This window comes from Brevibacillus fortis (genome assembly GCF_003013395.1).
Classification (GTDB): domain Bacteria; phylum Bacillota; class Bacilli; order Brevibacillales; family Brevibacillaceae; genus Brevibacillus; species Brevibacillus fortis.
Window position 1 is genome coordinate 71,151 of sequence record NZ_PXZM01000048.1, and the last position, 16,301, is coordinate 87,451.

Consider the following 16,301-nt stretch of genomic DNA (forward strand, 5'->3'; position numbering starts at 1 on the left):
TTTATTTGGTTAAGTGGAGTAGGAGTAGCTGTAGTGGAGGAAAGAAGTGCATTTCCAGTCTACGCTTCGGCCTACGCCCTGCTGAGGGAGGGGACTGTCCGCTCCGAAATGAATGGCGGGAGCGCTTCAAACGTAGAAGTTTCGATGAAGGATTTCATAAGTGAAGCTGAAATTCCCCGCCATTCATTCCGGAGCTAGGTTGGGCTCCAGAGGCGCTAGGACTGGAAATGCACTTCTTTCTCAGTGGCTTTGGCTTTGTGAAAACAAATAAAAAATGAAAAAAGATGCGAACAAAAAGAAATAGAGAACGGAAGAACTGATATCAGCCTTCCGTTCCCACTTCACCTTTTTAGAAAAACTCTGCACCGGACGCGAGGTTCAGCATGGCGCGCATCGTTTTGTACATATCTTGCGGATTGGCTGCATTGTAATAAACCATGTTTGTTGCTGTTTCATAACGCGTGCCAGGGACAATTGCGGCCATCTCGGCTTGTCCTGCATGGGAGAATTCCATCGCCAGCTCTACAGGCACAGCTGTACGGAATGACTGGATGCTGTTCCGGTTGCGCAAGGCATTGGTCGTCTTGCGCTTTAGTTCAGCGGTCGCTTCTTCACGCGAGAGACAGATAGCAGCTGTGCGGGATACAGCTTCCTTCACGATAGCTGTTTGAATGCCTGGAATCAGTTCCTGAGCTTCGACGGCGATGAGATTATCTCCAGACACCATGACAACAGGAACGTTGTACATGCCAGCAATTGCGGCGTTAAAGCCAAATTCACCCACGACTTGTCCGTTGATATACATATTGTGAACAACGCCGGACATCGTATGACTGAGCACACCAGGAATCCCTTGGCGGGTATGATAGCCGATAAACATCGCTGCATCAAAGCTCTCATCGAGTCCCTGCATCATGGATGAATCGCGTGGAGAACCTGCTAGCAGTCTCGCTTTTGGATGGAGCTTTTCCCAGAGAATGTTGTTCATCGTGTTGTGGCTGTCTGCTACAACAATTTCTGTTACGCCAGACTCAAGTGCAGCTTCAATGACTGCATTGGCATCATCTGTCATAAACTGGCGGCCGCGCTGATAGTTAACCCCTGAATCTGGATTAATATAGCTCGTATCGACAATGCCTGAAATACCTTCCATGTCTACCGAAAGAAATAGTTTCATCTCAATTTCACCCTTTCTGGTGTATCTTGCTATACAAAATAGTTCCAATTCATATGTAACCAGATTGAACATGAGTAGGCAACTATAAAAACAGATTCTTCAAACAAATTACGAAAAAAGCACGATGCCGCTGTTCGCGTTTCACCGTGCTTTTCGTCATTTCAGTAACGAACGATAAAGAGCAACAATTTGTTCGGTCATGAGTTGAATGGTAAAAGTTGATTCTACTTTGTTCAGCGCGTTTTGTACCATGGTTTCACACAACTGTGGGGAAGTCCAAAGCCGTTCCATGGCTTGTGCCAACAAAGCTGGATTTCCTGGTTCGACGATCAGCCCCGTCTCGCCATCGAAAACAAACTCTTTCACACCGCCGACATTGCTTGCTACGACAGGAACCTCCGAAGCCATTGCCTCGATGATCGTATAGCCTAGCCCTTCGTAAATGGAAGAGTGGACAAAGCCATCTAAGGCATGCAAGCATGCAGGGATATCCTGCCGAAATCCGGCAAAGCGAACACGCGATTCCAGCCCCAATTCTTTTACCTTAGCTTCGAGCGCAGCACGCTCAGAGCCGTCTCCGATCAACACGAGATAAGGGACCTCTTTCTTGTCCGTCACAAGCGTATGAAAAGCATCGAGCAGAATTGGGAGACCTTTTACGGGAACAAAACGAGCTGCTGTCCCGAACAAAAAGGCGTCCTCTGGTATGTTCCATTCCGCACGCAGTCGATTGCGGTCATTCTCCCGTAAATGGTTTTGCCGATAAGGCTTCATGTCCATTCCGTTATAAATCACGCTAATGTCTGACGAACGGACACCCTGCCCCCGCAAAATATCGGCAATCGCACCACTGATCGCGATATAATGACGGTTCCAATGTCTCGTGCTCATTTCCATCATGCTGACAATGGCATAGGCCAAGGAGCTTGTATAATCATAACGGAGTGAGCTGTGAACAGTGGTCAGCAAAGGCACCTTCATACCGCGTGCTGCGAGACGGGAAAAGAAATTGGCCTTAATCCCATGCGTATGGATGATCGCTGGTTGGAATGTGGAAAAGGCATTCCGCAAAGCCTGCAGCAATCGTAAGTCAAAACGTCCGAACTGATTCAGCGTAATGACTTGGATGCCTGATTCCCGCAATTTACTCGCGAAGAGAGAATCATAGAAGCATACGACTGCGACTTCTACTTCGTCGACTGGAAAAGTAGTGACCAAGTTGAGAATATGTTGTTCAGCACCGCCAAATTCCCCCCCGCCAATCACGTGGAGGACTCGTAATTTGCTCATCTGAATTCACCCGAATCGTAATTAAAAAACACCCTCTGCCGAGGTATGTACATAGAGGCACGACCGAATAGGGTGTGTGCCGAAAAATGAACGTTCAATAATAAACAAAGCCATTTTCACTATAGCAGATGCCTGCTAGATTCGCAATAAGACAGCACTTATGGTATCGTTGATGATGGAAAATTGAATGGAGAAGGACGGTTACGTAAATGAATACGCTCAACGTGTTAATCATATGCTACATATTTCCTCCAATTGGCGGAGGTGGCGTGCCAAGACCGTTGAAAATGGCTAAATATTTAGGGGAGTTTGGCTGGAATGTCCATGTGCTGACAGTAGATCCTGCCTACCATGCGACGCTTGATCCATCCCTTTTGGCACAGCTACCGAGTGATGTCACCATTCATCGTGCGAAGGAGTGGCAGCTGCTACCGAATCGAGGGGGCCAAGCCGCTTCGGCAAGTGCCAATACAACGTCCACACCACCACAGCCCTCGTTCAAAGCGAAGGTGAAAAAACAGGTCGTCAATGTCCTGAAAAAAGTAAAACCATACTTGTTGATTCCAGACGACCAAATCCTGTGGATGCCGAATGCCCTCAAGCTGGGGCGAGAAATAATGCGCCGTGAAAAGATCGACATGATTTTTTCCACATCGGGACCGGTAACGAACCATTTGATTGCGAAAAAGCTTTCCCGTGAGTTTGGCTGCAAATGGGTAGCGGATTTCCGTGATCCGTGGACGCAAAATATGCACACCTCTGGCATCGAATGGCGAGAGCGCATGGAAGTGCGAATGGAGGAGGCGGTGATGTCCCAAGCAGATGCAATCACGACTGTTACCGCGACCTTCGCCTATAATTTTCGTGAGAAGCACCAGAACCGTATCAAGCGGATGGAGCTGATTTACAATGGGTTTGATCAAGCTGATTTTCAAGGATTGGCTCCTAGCCATGCTGATCCGGACAAATTTCATGCGGTGTACGCAGGTATTTTGTATCAAAAACGCAACCCACGCCTTCTCCTGCAAGCCATTCGGGAACTCATCGATGAAAAAGCAGTAGACCGAAATGATCTCTTGCTCAGCTTTGCCGGGGTGTTCGATTATCCGGGGTATTCCGAAAATCGCGACTGTGTGGAAGCGTTGGGGCTTGGTGACATCGTGAGAGTGCTGGGGAACCTGCCGCATAAAGAAGCCCTCGGACTGATGAAAGGCGCTAATGCCCTCTTGTTGATCGGGGATGTGTCCGCAGACGCCGGAGCGTATATTCCGGGCAAACTGTACGAATACATGGGGATTGGCAACCCGCTTCTTGCCCTGAATAAAAGAGGCGAAGCGACAGAGATTATTGAAGATTTCCGACTCGGGCAAGTAGCTGATCCAGAGCAAAAAGACGAGATCAAGCAAGCGTACCTGAAGCTGTATCAGGAGTGGAGAACGCAAGGACAAGCGGATAGCGAGGAACGCGGAGCGGATTTTGCAGAACGTGTGAAACCATATGAGCGTCGAGAACAGGCGAAGCAATTGGCGCAGCTGATGGATGAACTTGTAAAAAAATAGGACAGCATAGCCCCGGAGCCATTGAAGGCTGCGGGGTTTTCTTCGTGACAGACATACTTTCTTCTGCTTCAAAATAAAAGGACCTGACGATAATCGCCAGGCCCTGATTCGTACCGATTAGTCTGCTGCTATGTAAAGGTAGCAGGCTTTTTTAGTACAGCAAATATTTTTCTATTTCTTCCGGTTCTTTGATGTGAATACCACCAGTATCACCGTATTTAAACAGGTTGAACATCACTTGCTGATCCATCGTTCCGGCTTCAGGCAGCGGCAGAATGATCCACGTCTCGTATTGGTGGATCAGACGGTCTTCCTTGCCGAACCAAAACGTTGTCTTGATCGTGGATTCCTTCAAGATGTAATCCAGATCAGGGCGTTCTGCCAATTGCTTTTTCAATGGTTCAAACAGTGGGCTTTGGCTATTTTTCAGCCATTCTGCCCCGTTCATTTTCAATTGGAACGGAACGCTGACTACGCCGATTGCTTTTTCCTCAGGCAATTGGACGGCCTGGTCCATGAAAGGCAGCCAGTCCTCGAAGCCTTTCAATACATCGAAGGCAAGCGGCTCATCTGGAGCGGTCACAAACTGCTCGTTCGCCTTGATGTAGCGCTTGTCATGAATACGATAGTACGAATAAGGTTGGGCAGCGATGCGGGCATCCACATTGTAGCCTTTCCCGTTGATGACAGCTCCATTGAACATGCTTGTTGTGGAGCGAGAGAGGATCGTATTTTTTACATGGCCTTTGTACCAGTAGGTCTGTGCCTCTTTATCCGTCTTGCTTCTTTCCAGGGCTGTTTTCAGCCACTCCGCACCTGACTCGGTTTGTGCTGTGGTCGTCTGCTCGGGCTTCTGGTCAAAATTGGTGGTGGCAAAAGCCTTCGTCCCTGATTCATACGTGCAGCCACCAAGGAGGGAGGCTGTGCAGATGGCAGCGAGCAATGCCCATGCTTTCGTCGCTTTACGCATGGCGAAACCTCCTTACGACTCCGTATCCCAAGAGTCCCACGAAGAGCGCGATCGTGAGTCCGAATACCGGAATGTTGTGCTGCTTAAACACGAAAATGCGATGCGTATTGTACATGTTTGCCACGATTTCGTTTTGCTTGTCTCCATCGATGTCGCCGATTTGAACATTGATCAGTGGCAAGTAAATGCGCCAGTTTTGTTTCAAGCCTTCAGGTGTGTAGTCATAGCCAGACAAATAGCGGGAATCTGTTGTGCTTACCCAGCTTTTTGCCTTTGCTACGATCTCAGGCTTTTCATTGCTACCGATCGTAGCAAAGTTGGAGAAGCGGAAGCTCTTGTCGCGGTCACCGCTCGCCCACAAAATTTCCCACGTACCATCTTGCTTTGGCTTCAAGATGTACGAAGGCTTGCCAGCCACGAGCAATTCATCCACCTTATCGTTGTCGATATCGGCAGGAATGAACTCACCTGTCGCCAATTCAGCTTGCTTGCGAGTTAGCGTGTAGGATTCTGTCAGTGTGCCATCCGACTCTACTGTCAGTACACTCAGGTGTTCACCCATAACAACAAGTCCTTCGCGTCCATCAGGGAGCATCATGGTGGTCAGCAGCTTGGTTGATTTCGTCGTGCCACCAAATGGTTTCCCTTCATAGTTTCCTGTCAGCATGCCGTCCTTGATGTGTAGATCCGTGTACTTCGAGCCCAAGGTTTGGCGTACATCCATACTTCCTTGGTTTTCTTCTAGCTGATTCGCGATATTTTCCATATCGAGGACAAACGCACGGTACGGTGCTGTTCCGATTTGCAGCATGCCTTCCGCATAAGGCTGTCGCTGTACATTTGGTACTAATTGTCCGTCTTTCAGCGTGTAGTACGGGAAGCCTGGGTAGTCGGTCGGCAATTTTTCCTTGATGATCTCCATGGTATCTGCTGGAATTTGGTCATTTGGCATCCGCACCATTTGTCCATCTTTCCAGGTCATTACGTAGAGAGAAACAGGTTCAGCCTGCAAGTGGCGTAACTTCTCAGCCACTGCTTTTTTCTCTTCTTCCGTCTCTGGCTTTTCAATTTCTTCTGGCAGTGGGAGCTCTTCCGCATTTCCAAGGGTGATGATCTCCATGCTGCCATCGCCATTGACGTCGTGCAGCGTGATCGGGAAGTAATCGACCCAATCTCCGTTGTACAGACGGTCAGATTCGTATTTTACAGTAAAGTGGCTCAGTGCAGTCAGCGTATCTCTGTTGAACGTGACATTCGCCAAGAGGGCGATTAGAACTAAAGATCCGACTGCACGCCAGTTGAGGCGCCCATACCATTTCACGAGCAGAGCAATCACAATGACTGCGATTGCTCCACCGATCAAGAGAGCAGCAGTCGTTTTCACATCGACACGCGTCAGTGCACGATCCAAGAGCAGGAAGCCGATAGTAAACACAAGCACTTGACGACGTTCAGACGGATGCACCACGAAATAGCAAAAGGCTAACAGTGGCAGGAAAATGAGTAAAGCAATCCACGTTAAATCAAGGAAAGCTGGTTTCACGAGTAAATGGTAAATCAGAAACAGGGCAATGGCGTACAGCGCCCAGCTTATCGTTTCGAGAATAGGATTCCGGCGCATGCCCTCACCACCTTTTGTTTTGTGTCTGGTCGACGAATAATGCGCACAGGAAGCCGCCAAACAGCCAGAAATAGAGGGCCATGAACGGCACCTCGAAAATGTTTTCCACGAGGTTATGGGTAGCTACGGCTATTAATCCGCCCAATAGGCCGAGTATCGCAAAAAAGTGCGGCGAGCCTTGAAGATTGCGGATGAGCCCAGCTCCGTATTTGAACATGGTGATTACGGTTCCGATTAACAGGATGATCCCGATCAGACCATATTCCGCTAGACTTTTGAAGAAATAACTGTCTGAATAAATCGTTCCGAAATGGCGAGTAGCAACCGCTCCACCGTGATGGCCGAGCCCAACGCCAAACAATGGCTCGATGCGCATTTTGTCATAGGCTTCGCCCCAACGTCCAATACGTCCGCCTTGGCTGCTAGATTCGAAGTATTCAGGTGTAAACAGTGTGAAAATGCGATCTTTTACTTTTCCGACAAGTGGAACAGAATCAGGAACGAAGAACAGGGTTACAAGCCCGATAATCCCTGCGATCACCAAGTATCCTGCGACTCGTTTGTTCCATATGTAGAAGCAAACAAATGCAGCAAAGGCAAGGGCAAACCAAGAACCGCGGGAACTTGTTAAAAGCATGGCGAGCAAAGTCGACAGCGCAACGATGGCCCAAATCCATTTTTGCTTGCGATCCTTTGCTGTCATGAATAGACCAGCGGCAATCGGTGTAACCAACGCCATATAGCTGCCCAATACGTTCGGGCTCGTTACGAAGGAGAATGCACGCGTCGTAACTGCTTCTCCTTCCTGCACCCATGATTCTGGTGTTTTGACGCCTACGATGACTTGCAAGACACCATACAGTGCCGCTACGAAACCAACCAGTACAAGTCCCTTCATGAACTTGTCCAAGTCTTCCATCGACTTCAGTAAATAGAAGCCCATGAAAAAGGCAAGGATGTACTGGTAGACAGAGCGGAATCCTTCCACGCTTGCCCCCCAGTTCGCCATGTCTGTCACCATGATGGCAACACCCAGGACGAAAAAGGCTCCCAGCCAATGTTTGATTCCAGGCATCGTTCTGTTTGATTGCAAGAAGGCTCCAAACGTAAACAGCATCAGAACGATGAGCAGTCCTTCATCCCACAAAGAAGATATGACTGGAATCGGTAGAATCTGTCGCATGACATAATCGATTACAGGATAGGCCAACAGCAAATACAACCACGTAGTTGATTGGCTTCCCCACTTCAACACGGTTTCTCTCATTTTTATTGTAGTCCTCCTACAGGTAGGGATTAACCTACCTATTATAATGAATCTGGCAACCAGGTAGCAAGCCGGGGGGAAAGAGGTTGGTAGGGACAGTAGAAATAAGATATGATAACTAGGTAGTTTGAGGGTTTAGAACCAAGCCTGGAACGAAGGGTTTCAAATAGGGATAGGAGATAAGTGGACATGAGTTTGTTAAAAATCGCTTCCATGATTGTTGTGCTGACTCTCGTTGGAAGACTTCTGGGCTTTTTTCGCAGTGTGTATGTATCCAGCTTGTACGGTACTGGAATGGAGGCCGATGCGTTTAATATTGCGGCGACGATCCCGCTGACGCTGTTCTTGGTCATACCGGGAGCGGTCAATGCTGTGTTGATTCCGACGATGCGCGGCATGATGGAAAAAGGAGAGCGGACGTCTGACTTGTATCAGAAGATGCTCACGATTATTTTGGGTATATTTGTTACTCTCTCTGTCTTAGGAGTTGTCTTTTCGTACGAACTTGCTGCGATGTTTGGACTGACTGGTGAAAAGCTGGAACTTACGGCTAGCATGCTGCAATGGATGTGGCCATCCGCTATTTTCATCGGGTTAACAGGACTGTGGTCGAGTATTTGTAACGCTCACCAACATTTTTTTACACCGACGCTTGGCACGGTAGTCAACGGAGCTCTGGTGATTGTCAGCATGTATGTGCTGGTTCCGATGTATGGTCCCATTGGTTTGGCAATGGCTACGACCATCGGTTACTTGGCTGCGCTGTTGCCGATCCTCCCGACATTACGTGGATTCGGCTATCAGCAACGCCTCTCTTTCGCTTGGCGTGATGACGCTGCTCTCAACGGCATGGGCGAGCGCGTCATACCTATTTTGATTGGTGCGGTTGTAGCACAGGCCACTACCTTTTTGGAGCGCGGATTCGCAGAAGGACTCGGAACTGGTGTAGTTTCGGCTCTCGCCAATGCGAACCAGATCATGCAATTGCCTCTGGCTATTTTTGTCGGGGCGTTTACGTTGCCGCTGTTCCCACTGTTGGCTAGTCACGTCAAGCGGGGGGAAATGACAGAGATGAAGCAAATTCTGCAAAAGGGACTTGCCTATCTCCTCATTTTGCTGTTGCCTGTGACGGTTGGACTTGCGCTATACGCAGAGCCTATCATCCGACTAGCTTTTGAGCGCGGTGCGTTCGATGAGCGTTCTGTCGCTTTGACAGCGTGGGCGCTGCCGTTTTACGGCTTGGGACTTTTCTTTTTAGCATCGAGAGACTTGCTGACTCGCGCCTTTTATGCTCTAGAAAACACGAAGACACCCGTTATCATTGGGGCGATCGGGATCGGTGTGTATGCCCTTGCCAACTGGCTGCTCATTCCGGTTCTCGGTCATGGCGGAATTGCCCTGGCTAATGCGGTTTCGGCTGTCAGTCAAGCGCTGTTGCTGTTTGTTTTGCTGTGGAGGGCCGTAGGCAGCCCTGTTCGGGCGAATTTCCTCATGACTGCCGGGAAAACCATTCTGGGCTGCGGAGTCATGGCCGGGGCTATTTTGCTCGTCGATCCATGGTTATCCGCATTGCCTGTCTGGTTGTACTTGCCGCTAGGAATTCTCGGTGCAGCTCTGATTTATCTCGTGGTGCTCATTTTGACTCGTGAGCCACTTGTGTCAGAGCTATTGCAAAAAGTACGCAAGCGGTCTACTCCTGCGGGAGGGCGCTCGTAAGCGGGAACTCTCTGATTGCATAACGAGTCTTACCCGAGCGTGCAGGAGGGATGGTCTCCACGTAAGAGACGTGAATGCTCACTTGGCCTAACGCCTGGCGAATTCCTGCCAAAAGCCTGGCTTCATCCGCAGGCAAAAAACGTTCGGGCTCCTTCACCAGTCTCAGGCTCAGTCGCTCTGGCTCATGCTGGACGATTTGAAAGGTGCGGAAGCTGTCCATATTGCGCACGATGTGATTAAAATAATGGCCGTGCACGTACTGTCCACTTAGAGATAGGAACATGTCGTCTTCTCTGCCGTCGATCGTAGACAGTAGTGGAAACGGGAGATTGCATGAGCAGGCTGAATCAGAAAGAGCGACGATGTCTCCTAATTGGTAACGCAGACGAGGCATGACGGTATTGTGCAGGTCTGTGACGAGCAGGGCTCCTGGTTGCCCTTTGTACAGCGGAATGTGTGTGATTGGATCGACTACCTCCAAATAACAGTTCCCGGAAAAGGCATGCATGCTTCCAGCCTTGCATTGATAGGCGATGATCCCTCCGTCACGGGCGCCGTATTCATTCACAACAGGCGCATGAAAAGCTTGGGCAATCGTTTGCCGCTGGTGCTCATGCAAGCTTTCTGCTGTAGAGACCACGGCTTTGAGCGGGATTCCTGTTGTCATGCCTCGTCGTAGCATCATCGTGGCGAGTGTATGAAGCGCGGAGGCGTACCCGTATAAATAGACTGGACGGAATTCTCGGATGAGGCGCAGGTTTGCTTCCAACTGTCTTTCGTCCAGTTCATAGGCAGAAATTATCAAGCGGTTTTTCAACAAGCGTTCCTTCCAACGGTAGCGGCGAGCTTGCTGGGCGTTTAATTCGAGAGGAGAGCCCCAGATCATCACACATGGGTCACCTATGCGAATGCCATACCAGGACAGCCCCAGCCAGCGTGCAGCTTCATATCGCTCGACAGTTGGACGATCGAGATAAAAAGGGGTAGGTTCACCTGTGGAGCCTCCCGTACGATTTCCAATGAGCCTACTTGTTTGTAGGCCTTGGCTCATATATTGATCAGCGTTTTGCCGAAAGTCTGCTTTGGTAAGAACAGGAATGCGCTGCAAAAAACGTTCGGGCATCTCGCGCATTTTACTCCAGTCTGGTGCGAAGTCTGTGTAGGCGGGTACATTTTTTATTGTATGATCGAGTAGGTTAACCAGCTTTTCTCGCTGCTGCACGTGCAATGTTTCGGCAGATAGATGCTCGGCTGCTTGTAATTCTTTCATGTAAGGACGGATGCGATTTCCTTTCAAAGCTTCCATTAAGGGCCACTGTACATGGCGGATCAAAAATCCGGTTGTGGGCATAATATCCCCTCCTACTCACAGATCACACATCAGACGATGCAAATGAACGGCCATGAACGTTCATTTGCTGACCGCAAGCGGTCACATTCTGTCTAATGAAAAACGTCGAGACGTTTTTCACAAAAGTCAATGGAATCTGTTTTTCACCAGTATTCCTGCCAAATTCCATCGATATACCTGTTTGCTGGAAGAGGGAAATGATAGTAGGATAGAGAGTGGGTTCATGTCGATTGGTGCTGCCCCAAGGGTATTCAGTCAAAGAGACCAATAAAGGAGTTACCCATGTTGAAAAAAAGTCATTTTCTCGCGGGAGCGTTGATCTTAGCCATAGCGGGGATTTTGTCAAAAGTTATCGGGATGTTTTATCGGATTCCGCTTCAGGAGATAGTAGGGGACAGGGGTCTCGGACTCTATCAGGAAGTATATCCTCTCTACCTGACCTTTCTCATATTGGCGACAGCAGGTGTGCCAGTAGCGTTGTCGAGGGTCATTGCAGAGGCATTGGCTGAAGGAAAGCAAGGCTCTATTGGGCAAATTCTCGCCCGAAGCATGGTCATGATGGGCGCCATCGGGCTGGTCTTGTTTGCGCTCCTGTACGCCAGCTCTCCACTTATCGCAAAGCTCATGGGGAATCCGCATTTGATTGAGCCGATTCGGGCGATTTCCATGTCGCTGCTGTTCGTTCCTTTGATTGCGGTCATTCGCGGCTTTTTCTACGGCCATCAAAAAATGTTGTTTGTCGGACTGTCTCAAATCGTAGAACAGACCTTGCGTGTCGTATTTATTTTGGTTGCTTCCCTGTATCTCGTGTCACTCGGTGAAGATACGGATACGGTAATTACCGGAGTCAATTTCGGTACGATGATCAGTACGTTTTTAAGCCTTGGGTTTCTAGCGTTGCTCATGTGGCTCCACAATCGGAAAAATTCCGTGTTTAGCGGGGCAGAGTGGGGGCGCCTTACTTGGTGGTACGATCGTACATTCTTCTTGTCCATGTGGCGTATTGCCTGGCCGATTTGTATCAGCGCCTTGGTGATCCCGATTTTCAGCCTGACCGATTCCTTCCTGGCGATTAACATCTTCCGTTACATATGGAATGTGGACGGCTTGACGGCGGATACGTGGTTTGGCATTTACAGCAGAGGTGGTCCACTTTTGCAAATGGCGAGCTTGTTCGGATCTTCGATCGCCCTCTCGATCGTGCCTGCTATTGCGGAAGCGATGAGACAAAAGGATCAGGAACGGATTACGACCTTGACCAAGCTTTCGCTGCGCTTTGCCTGGCTGATCGGCCTGCCTGCTGGCCTTGGGCTGACGGCTGTAGCCGAAGGTGCGAATCTGGCTTTGTACGGTGATATGGAAGGGACACGTGCGATGGCGATTTTAGGCATTACTGCCATTCCGCTTTCCTTGTTACTTGCTACAAACGGTATTTTGCAAGGCATCGGCAAAGAGAAAATCCCTGCGCGTCATCTGCTGTATGGTGTCATTGTAAAAGTACTGGCGACACTCGTGTTTACTTCGATGTTCGGTATGGACGGCTTGTCCCTGTCATGGCTGGTTGCTACTGCATTTGTCTGCGTGCTGAATATGCGAGTCATCAACCGTTACGTATCGATTCCGATTAACTGGCGTTTCGATACCATATACCCGTTACTGGTGGCTAATCTCATGCTGATTCTGGCTTGGGGAGCGACAGAGGTAGTTGATTTCCTGTTCAGGGGAAGAGAGCCGGTGCGCATTTTGGGAGCGATCGAGACCGTTTCTGGAGTCGGCGTAGGACTCGTTGTTTACTTGGGACTGCTGATCCTCATTCCACTCATTGAGGACAAGGAGCTGGACTGGCTGCCAGGCGGAAACAAGCTGCGGGCCTTTATCCAACTCATTCGGAAGAAGCAAGGCTCGTCGCTAAAGTCCAATACGAATAACGATTAAAGGACGAAAAAACCCCCCTTTCTCTGCGATAGAGGAAGGGGGGTTTTGCGCTCTGTATTATTTCGCTTTCTGATAAACACAGACAACCATCTTTACGAAAAACTCACGGGTAGCAGGGAGGTTTGCCAATGCTTGTAACTGATTGCGCAACGGAATTTCGCGCTGGTATACGGCTGGCTGCACCACACCTTGCTGGATTTTTCGAAAACGTTTAATCGTCATGCGATTGATGTACGAGATGGTATCTCTGCCGTCAGGAAGCTTGTCGAAGCGAAAAGCAATCCGGTCAGAACCGTCTGGCAAGTCGTGGACCAGCTTTTTATAGGCGTCAATCAAGGCTTGCTCCGAGAAGAGAGCATGCACCCAAGGAATGCCGATTGCATCTGACAAATGGGCACCAAATGGATGATAATACGGTGGAAAATTGATGTAGAGATGCCCGCCAGGCTTCAATACCCGAAAGCATTCCTCCAGTGTCTTTTCCGGTTCGCCTACGTGCTCCATCGCGTCATTCATGATGATCGTATCGAACGTGTTGTCTGGGAAGTCCATTCTTGCGGCATCACCGGTCATAAAGGAGATAAGCTGATCCAGTCCTTTTTTCTTCGCGAATTCATTGCCTTCCTCCGCGTAGTGGGGGACGATGTCAATGCCAATCATTTTTTTCGGGCCATAGGTGGCATAGTAGCAGGTTTTTCCCCCGCCGCCACAGCCGATGTCCAATACGGTTTTGTCACGGAACATTTGCTCCTGTGAATGGAAGGGGAGGAAAAACTGAATGGTTTGATCCCCTTTTTGAAATTGCCATTCGGTATAGCTCATTTCCCCATTGTTTGCCAGGTTGAAAGGGTGAACGGGGAGAGGAAATAATCGATTTAAACCAAGTAACACTTGTGAAGAAAAGGACATGATGTCCTCCTTTCCAGGTCAGCCTTATTTACGCAGCGCCTGCAGAACAAGTTCACTGCTTTTGGAAGCTTCGATCGCTAGTAGATGGGAATGCTCCGTTACCACATCAATTTCGTGATCGAGGTTGTCCAGCTTTTCAGCGAGCAAGGTCAAAAGTGTAGTTTCATCGAGTTCAGTAATATGACCAGCATTGGGCATTCCAGCGCGTTCGACGAATCGATCGATTTTCGGATCGTAGGAGATACCGATAAAAGGGATTCGCAGCATGCACGCAAGAATGAGCGAGTGAAGCCGCATACCAACGACGTAGTTGCATTGCTTCAGTACCGACATAATGTCATGAAAAGTCGCAGGCGCATCGAGAAGACGTGCTCCTGGTTGGCTCATCTGGTCCATGATTTCCTTGGACGGTGCCAAATCACTGGGGACATGCATCGGAAGGAAGAGAACATTCCAACCGCGCATGATAAACCAATCTGCTGCTCGGGCTATCTTCTGTTTGAATTGCTGTTCCTGCTTCCAGTCCCGGACAGAGATGGCGACCAAAGGCTTGGAAGGATCAGCAAACATACCATGGAGCAGCTCTTTTCCCCGTTGATCCGCAATATCGTCTGGGGATATCGTCAGTGCAGGGTCAGCTGTTATATAGATCGGGGCTTTTTTTACGCCACAGGCTTTGAAGTCCTCCCCTGATTCGTAGTCGCGAACTGTGATGATGTTGACGTGATTTACCACGCGTTTAATCATCGTGCGACTGAGCGATTTGAGGATGGGTCCAAACCCTTGTGCGTAAAAGACCACGGGTTTACCTAAAAGCTTGGCAATGGTGACGATGCCCAAATAGTAGAGGACACTGCGCGGACTGGTTACATCCTGCATCAGTGTACCACCGCCCATCACCAGCATGTCACTTCGCGAAAGCTCGCGGACGATGGTTCCAAAGCTCCAGCGGTCATAGGCTTCAATCCCGAATAATTCCGCAGTCCGATCAGGCTGATTGGACAAGACGGCGAGAGAGATATTTGGTTGTTCCCGCTTAAGAGAGCTGATGATGCCGTACAGGACCACATCGTCTCCGGCATTATTAAAGCCGTAGTACCCGGAGATGAGAATTCGCGACATGGAGTGAACCTTCTTTCTATATCAAACGTACAGGAAAAATACATTCTCAAGTATAATCGAGTAAACAAGGGGAAGTAAAGCAACCACAGTAGAAAACTTCACGCCCCAATTGTTTGGACAGATACAGTGGGTGCAGCGCGGTTCGTAGGGTATAATGATGTTGTTCCGACTTACGAGAACATATAGAGGAAACCCATACCGAACATGCCGATGCCAAGAACAATGAGGGCAATCATAACGATGAAAAGTCCCTTATTTTTGCGGCGGCGGTAAAAAAATTCGTCAAACATGGTAAGCCTCCCTGCGGTTATGTTAGTCCATTCTACTATCATACCATGTTCTCTACCATCCTTGCCATCCACATATGAGTGAATAGATGTCCGCAAGATTAGAGGAGTATGACAGCAAAAGGGAAGGAGCATTTTTCATCATGGAAAGCATGTGGCTCAAATACACATTACTAGTGGAACCAGAGATTGAGGATTTGTTTGTGGCAGAGGTTTTGACCAGCTCCTATACACTTGGCTGGATCGAACCGCAAATCGAAGTACTGACAACAGAAAACGGATATGATTACGCAGAAAATACGGAAGGTCCACTTGTTGGCTATTTGTTTGAACCCCAGCACGATGGCGAAGAGGAGCATGTAGACCGCCTGAAGACCTACATTCAACGCTGGAATGGACAAGTCACCCTAAAAGAAGTAGAACTCGTAGCGGAGGAAAATGAATCGTGGAAAGAGGAGTTCCGGGAAGTCAAAATAGGCGATTGGTGGGTGGCACCAACGTGGACGGACCCCGCAGCGCTGGAGTCGGCTCGGCATATCCTATGGATTGATCCGGGTGCAGCCTTCGGAACCGGGTATCATGGAACGACGCAGGACATTCTTTTGTTTTTGCAAGAGATGGATCTGGAGGGTAAGCAAGTCATTGATGTAGGAGCTGGCTCAGGAATTCTCTCTTTGTACTGCGCTTTGAATGGAGCTAAGCATCCTGTATGGGCAGTGGACATTAATCCGCAAAGTGAGTATCAGGTCCTCGTCAACGCGACCAATAATCACCTTCCCGACCACGCTGTCCAAGTCGTGATTGGGGATGCGAGCGAGGACGGAGTAAAGGCCCAACTGCCTTCTCAAGCTGACTTGATTCTGGTCAACATTGGAGGCGATGAAAATGTCGCGATGCTTCCTATGATTACAGAACGAATCGCACCAGAAGGAATATTGATTCTCTCCGGTATCGTCGAATGGAATCGGGAAGCTGTCATCGCCACATTTGAACAGGCAGGCTTCCAAGTAGAGAAACAAAGTCAACAAGACGAATGGGTAACTGTTTTACTGAAAAATATCGCTCTGAACCGCCATGTAACTTCCGTGTGAGACAAT

Annotated in this window: 12 protein-coding genes; 4 read left to right on the forward strand and 8 right to left on the reverse strand. The window is 49.1% G+C overall.

The window, feature by feature from the left end; all coding sequences use genetic code 11:
* Positions 1–349: 349 nt before the first annotated feature.
* Together C7R93_RS26455 and C7R93_RS26460 are read right to left on the reverse strand one after the other, a co-directional pair.
* Positions 350–1,177 carry a M55 family metallopeptidase gene (locus C7R93_RS26455; RefSeq protein WP_106841587.1) on the reverse strand — a complete coding sequence of 276 codons (828 nt, stop codon included), beginning with the start codon at positions 1,175–1,177 and terminating at the stop codon, positions 350–352.
* A gap of 156 nt (positions 1,178–1,333) precedes the next feature.
* The gene (locus tag C7R93_RS26460; protein WP_106841588.1) at positions 1,334–2,467 is read right to left on the reverse strand and encodes a glycosyltransferase; all 1,134 of its coding nucleotides are present in this window, start codon (positions 2,465–2,467) and stop codon (positions 1,334–1,336) included.
* Between the two features lie 209 nt (positions 2,468–2,676).
* Between C7R93_RS26460 and C7R93_RS26465 the strand changes: the two genes are divergently transcribed.
* Positions 2,677–4,026, forward strand: a complete 1,350-nt coding sequence (locus tag C7R93_RS26465) for a glycosyltransferase family 4 protein (RefSeq protein WP_106841589.1) — start codon at positions 2,677–2,679, stop codon at positions 4,024–4,026.
* A 151-nt stretch (positions 4,027–4,177) separates the two neighbouring features.
* Here C7R93_RS26465 and C7R93_RS26470 read toward each other — a convergent pair whose 3' ends face one another.
* The 3 genes from C7R93_RS26470 to C7R93_RS26480 are packed head-to-tail and all read right to left on the reverse strand — an operon-like array spanning position 4,178 to position 7,884.
* Positions 4,178–4,996 carry a hypothetical protein gene (locus tag C7R93_RS26470; RefSeq protein ID WP_106841590.1) on the reverse strand — a complete coding sequence of 273 codons (819 nt, stop codon included), beginning with the start codon at positions 4,994–4,996 and terminating at the stop codon, positions 4,178–4,180.
* A complete protein-coding gene (locus tag C7R93_RS26475) occupies positions 4,989–6,617 on the reverse strand; it encodes a hypothetical protein (RefSeq protein ID WP_106841591.1) in 1,629 nt (542 codons plus the stop codon). The genes C7R93_RS26470 and C7R93_RS26475 overlap by 8 nt, the downstream gene beginning before the upstream one ends.
* 4 nt (positions 6,618–6,621) lie before the next feature.
* Positions 6,622–7,884 carry an O-antigen ligase family protein gene (locus C7R93_RS26480; protein ID WP_106841592.1) on the reverse strand — a complete coding sequence of 421 codons (1,263 nt, stop codon included), beginning with the start codon at positions 7,882–7,884 and terminating at the stop codon, positions 6,622–6,624.
* Positions 7,885–8,073: 189 nt separating this feature from the next.
* On the opposite strand from C7R93_RS26480, the gene murJ reads away from it, so the two are divergent.
* Entirely contained in the window at positions 8,074–9,600 is a 1,527-nt protein-coding gene (murJ, locus tag C7R93_RS26485; RefSeq protein ID WP_106841593.1) for a murein biosynthesis integral membrane protein MurJ, read from the forward strand.
* On the opposite strand, the gene C7R93_RS26490 is transcribed toward murJ, so the two are convergent.
* Positions 9,575–10,951 (reverse strand): phenylacetate--CoA ligase family protein, encoded by a 1,377-nt coding sequence (locus C7R93_RS26490; protein ID WP_106841594.1) that lies wholly within the window; start codon positions 10,949–10,951, stop codon positions 9,575–9,577. The genes murJ and C7R93_RS26490 overlap by 26 nt on opposite strands.
* Positions 10,952–11,233: 282 nt before the next feature.
* Here C7R93_RS26490 and C7R93_RS26495 point away from each other — a divergent pair, with 282 nt between their 5' ends.
* A complete protein-coding gene (locus tag C7R93_RS26495; protein WP_106841595.1) occupies positions 11,234–12,886 on the forward strand; it encodes a putative polysaccharide biosynthesis protein in 1,653 nt (550 codons plus the stop codon).
* Between the two features lie 57 nt (positions 12,887–12,943).
* Here C7R93_RS26495 and C7R93_RS26500 read toward each other — a convergent pair whose 3' ends face one another.
* Positions 12,944–13,795: a class I SAM-dependent methyltransferase gene (locus C7R93_RS26500; RefSeq protein WP_106841596.1), complete on the reverse strand. Its 852-nt coding sequence runs from the start codon at positions 13,793–13,795 to the stop codon at positions 12,944–12,946.
* Positions 13,796–13,819: 24 nt separating this feature from the next.
* Positions 13,820–14,917: a polysaccharide pyruvyl transferase CsaB gene (gene csaB, locus C7R93_RS26505; protein ID WP_106841597.1), complete on the reverse strand. Its 1,098-nt coding sequence runs from the start codon at positions 14,915–14,917 to the stop codon at positions 13,820–13,822.
* Between the two features lie 430 nt (positions 14,918–15,347).
* Here csaB and C7R93_RS26510 point away from each other — a divergent pair, with 430 nt between their 5' ends.
* Complete coding sequence (locus tag C7R93_RS26510; protein ID WP_106841620.1) at positions 15,348–16,295, forward strand: 50S ribosomal protein L11 methyltransferase; 948 nt, start codon at positions 15,348–15,350, stop codon at positions 16,293–16,295.
* The last annotated feature ends 6 nt before the right edge of the window (positions 16,296–16,301 follow it).

Coding starts and splice junctions, on each gene's coding strand:
- C7R93_RS26495 (WP_106841595.1), top strand. CDS start 11,234: ATGTTGAAAAAAAGTCATTTTCTCGCGGGAGCGTTGATCTTAGCCATA.
- C7R93_RS26465 (WP_106841589.1), top strand. CDS start 2,677: ATGAATACGCTCAACGTGTTAATCATATGCTACATATTTCCTCCAATT.
- C7R93_RS26475 (WP_106841591.1), bottom strand. CDS start 6,617: ATGCGCCGGAATCCTATTCTCGAAACGATAAGCTGGGCGCTGTACGCC.
- C7R93_RS26460 (WP_106841588.1), bottom strand. CDS start 2,467: ATGAGCAAATTACGAGTCCTCCACGTGATTGGCGGGGGGGAATTTGGC.
- C7R93_RS26510 (WP_106841620.1), top strand. CDS start 15,348: ATGGAAAGCATGTGGCTCAAATACACATTACTAGTGGAACCAGAGATT.
- C7R93_RS26455 (WP_106841587.1), bottom strand. CDS start 1,177: ATGAAACTATTTCTTTCGGTAGACATGGAAGGTATTTCAGGCATTGTC.
- C7R93_RS26500 (WP_106841596.1), bottom strand. CDS start 13,795: ATGTCCTTTTCTTCACAAGTGTTACTTGGTTTAAATCGATTATTTCCT.
- C7R93_RS26490 (WP_106841594.1), bottom strand. CDS start 10,951: ATGCCCACAACCGGATTTTTGATCCGCCATGTACAGTGGCCCTTAATG.
- C7R93_RS26480 (WP_106841592.1), bottom strand. CDS start 7,884: ATGAGAGAAACCGTGTTGAAGTGGGGAAGCCAATCAACTACGTGGTTG.
- C7R93_RS26470 (WP_106841590.1), bottom strand. CDS start 4,996: ATGCGTAAAGCGACGAAAGCATGGGCATTGCTCGCTGCCATCTGCACA.
- murJ (WP_106841593.1), top strand. CDS start 8,074: ATGAGTTTGTTAAAAATCGCTTCCATGATTGTTGTGCTGACTCTCGTT.
- csaB (WP_106841597.1), bottom strand. CDS start 14,917: ATGTCGCGAATTCTCATCTCCGGGTACTACGGCTTTAATAATGCCGGA.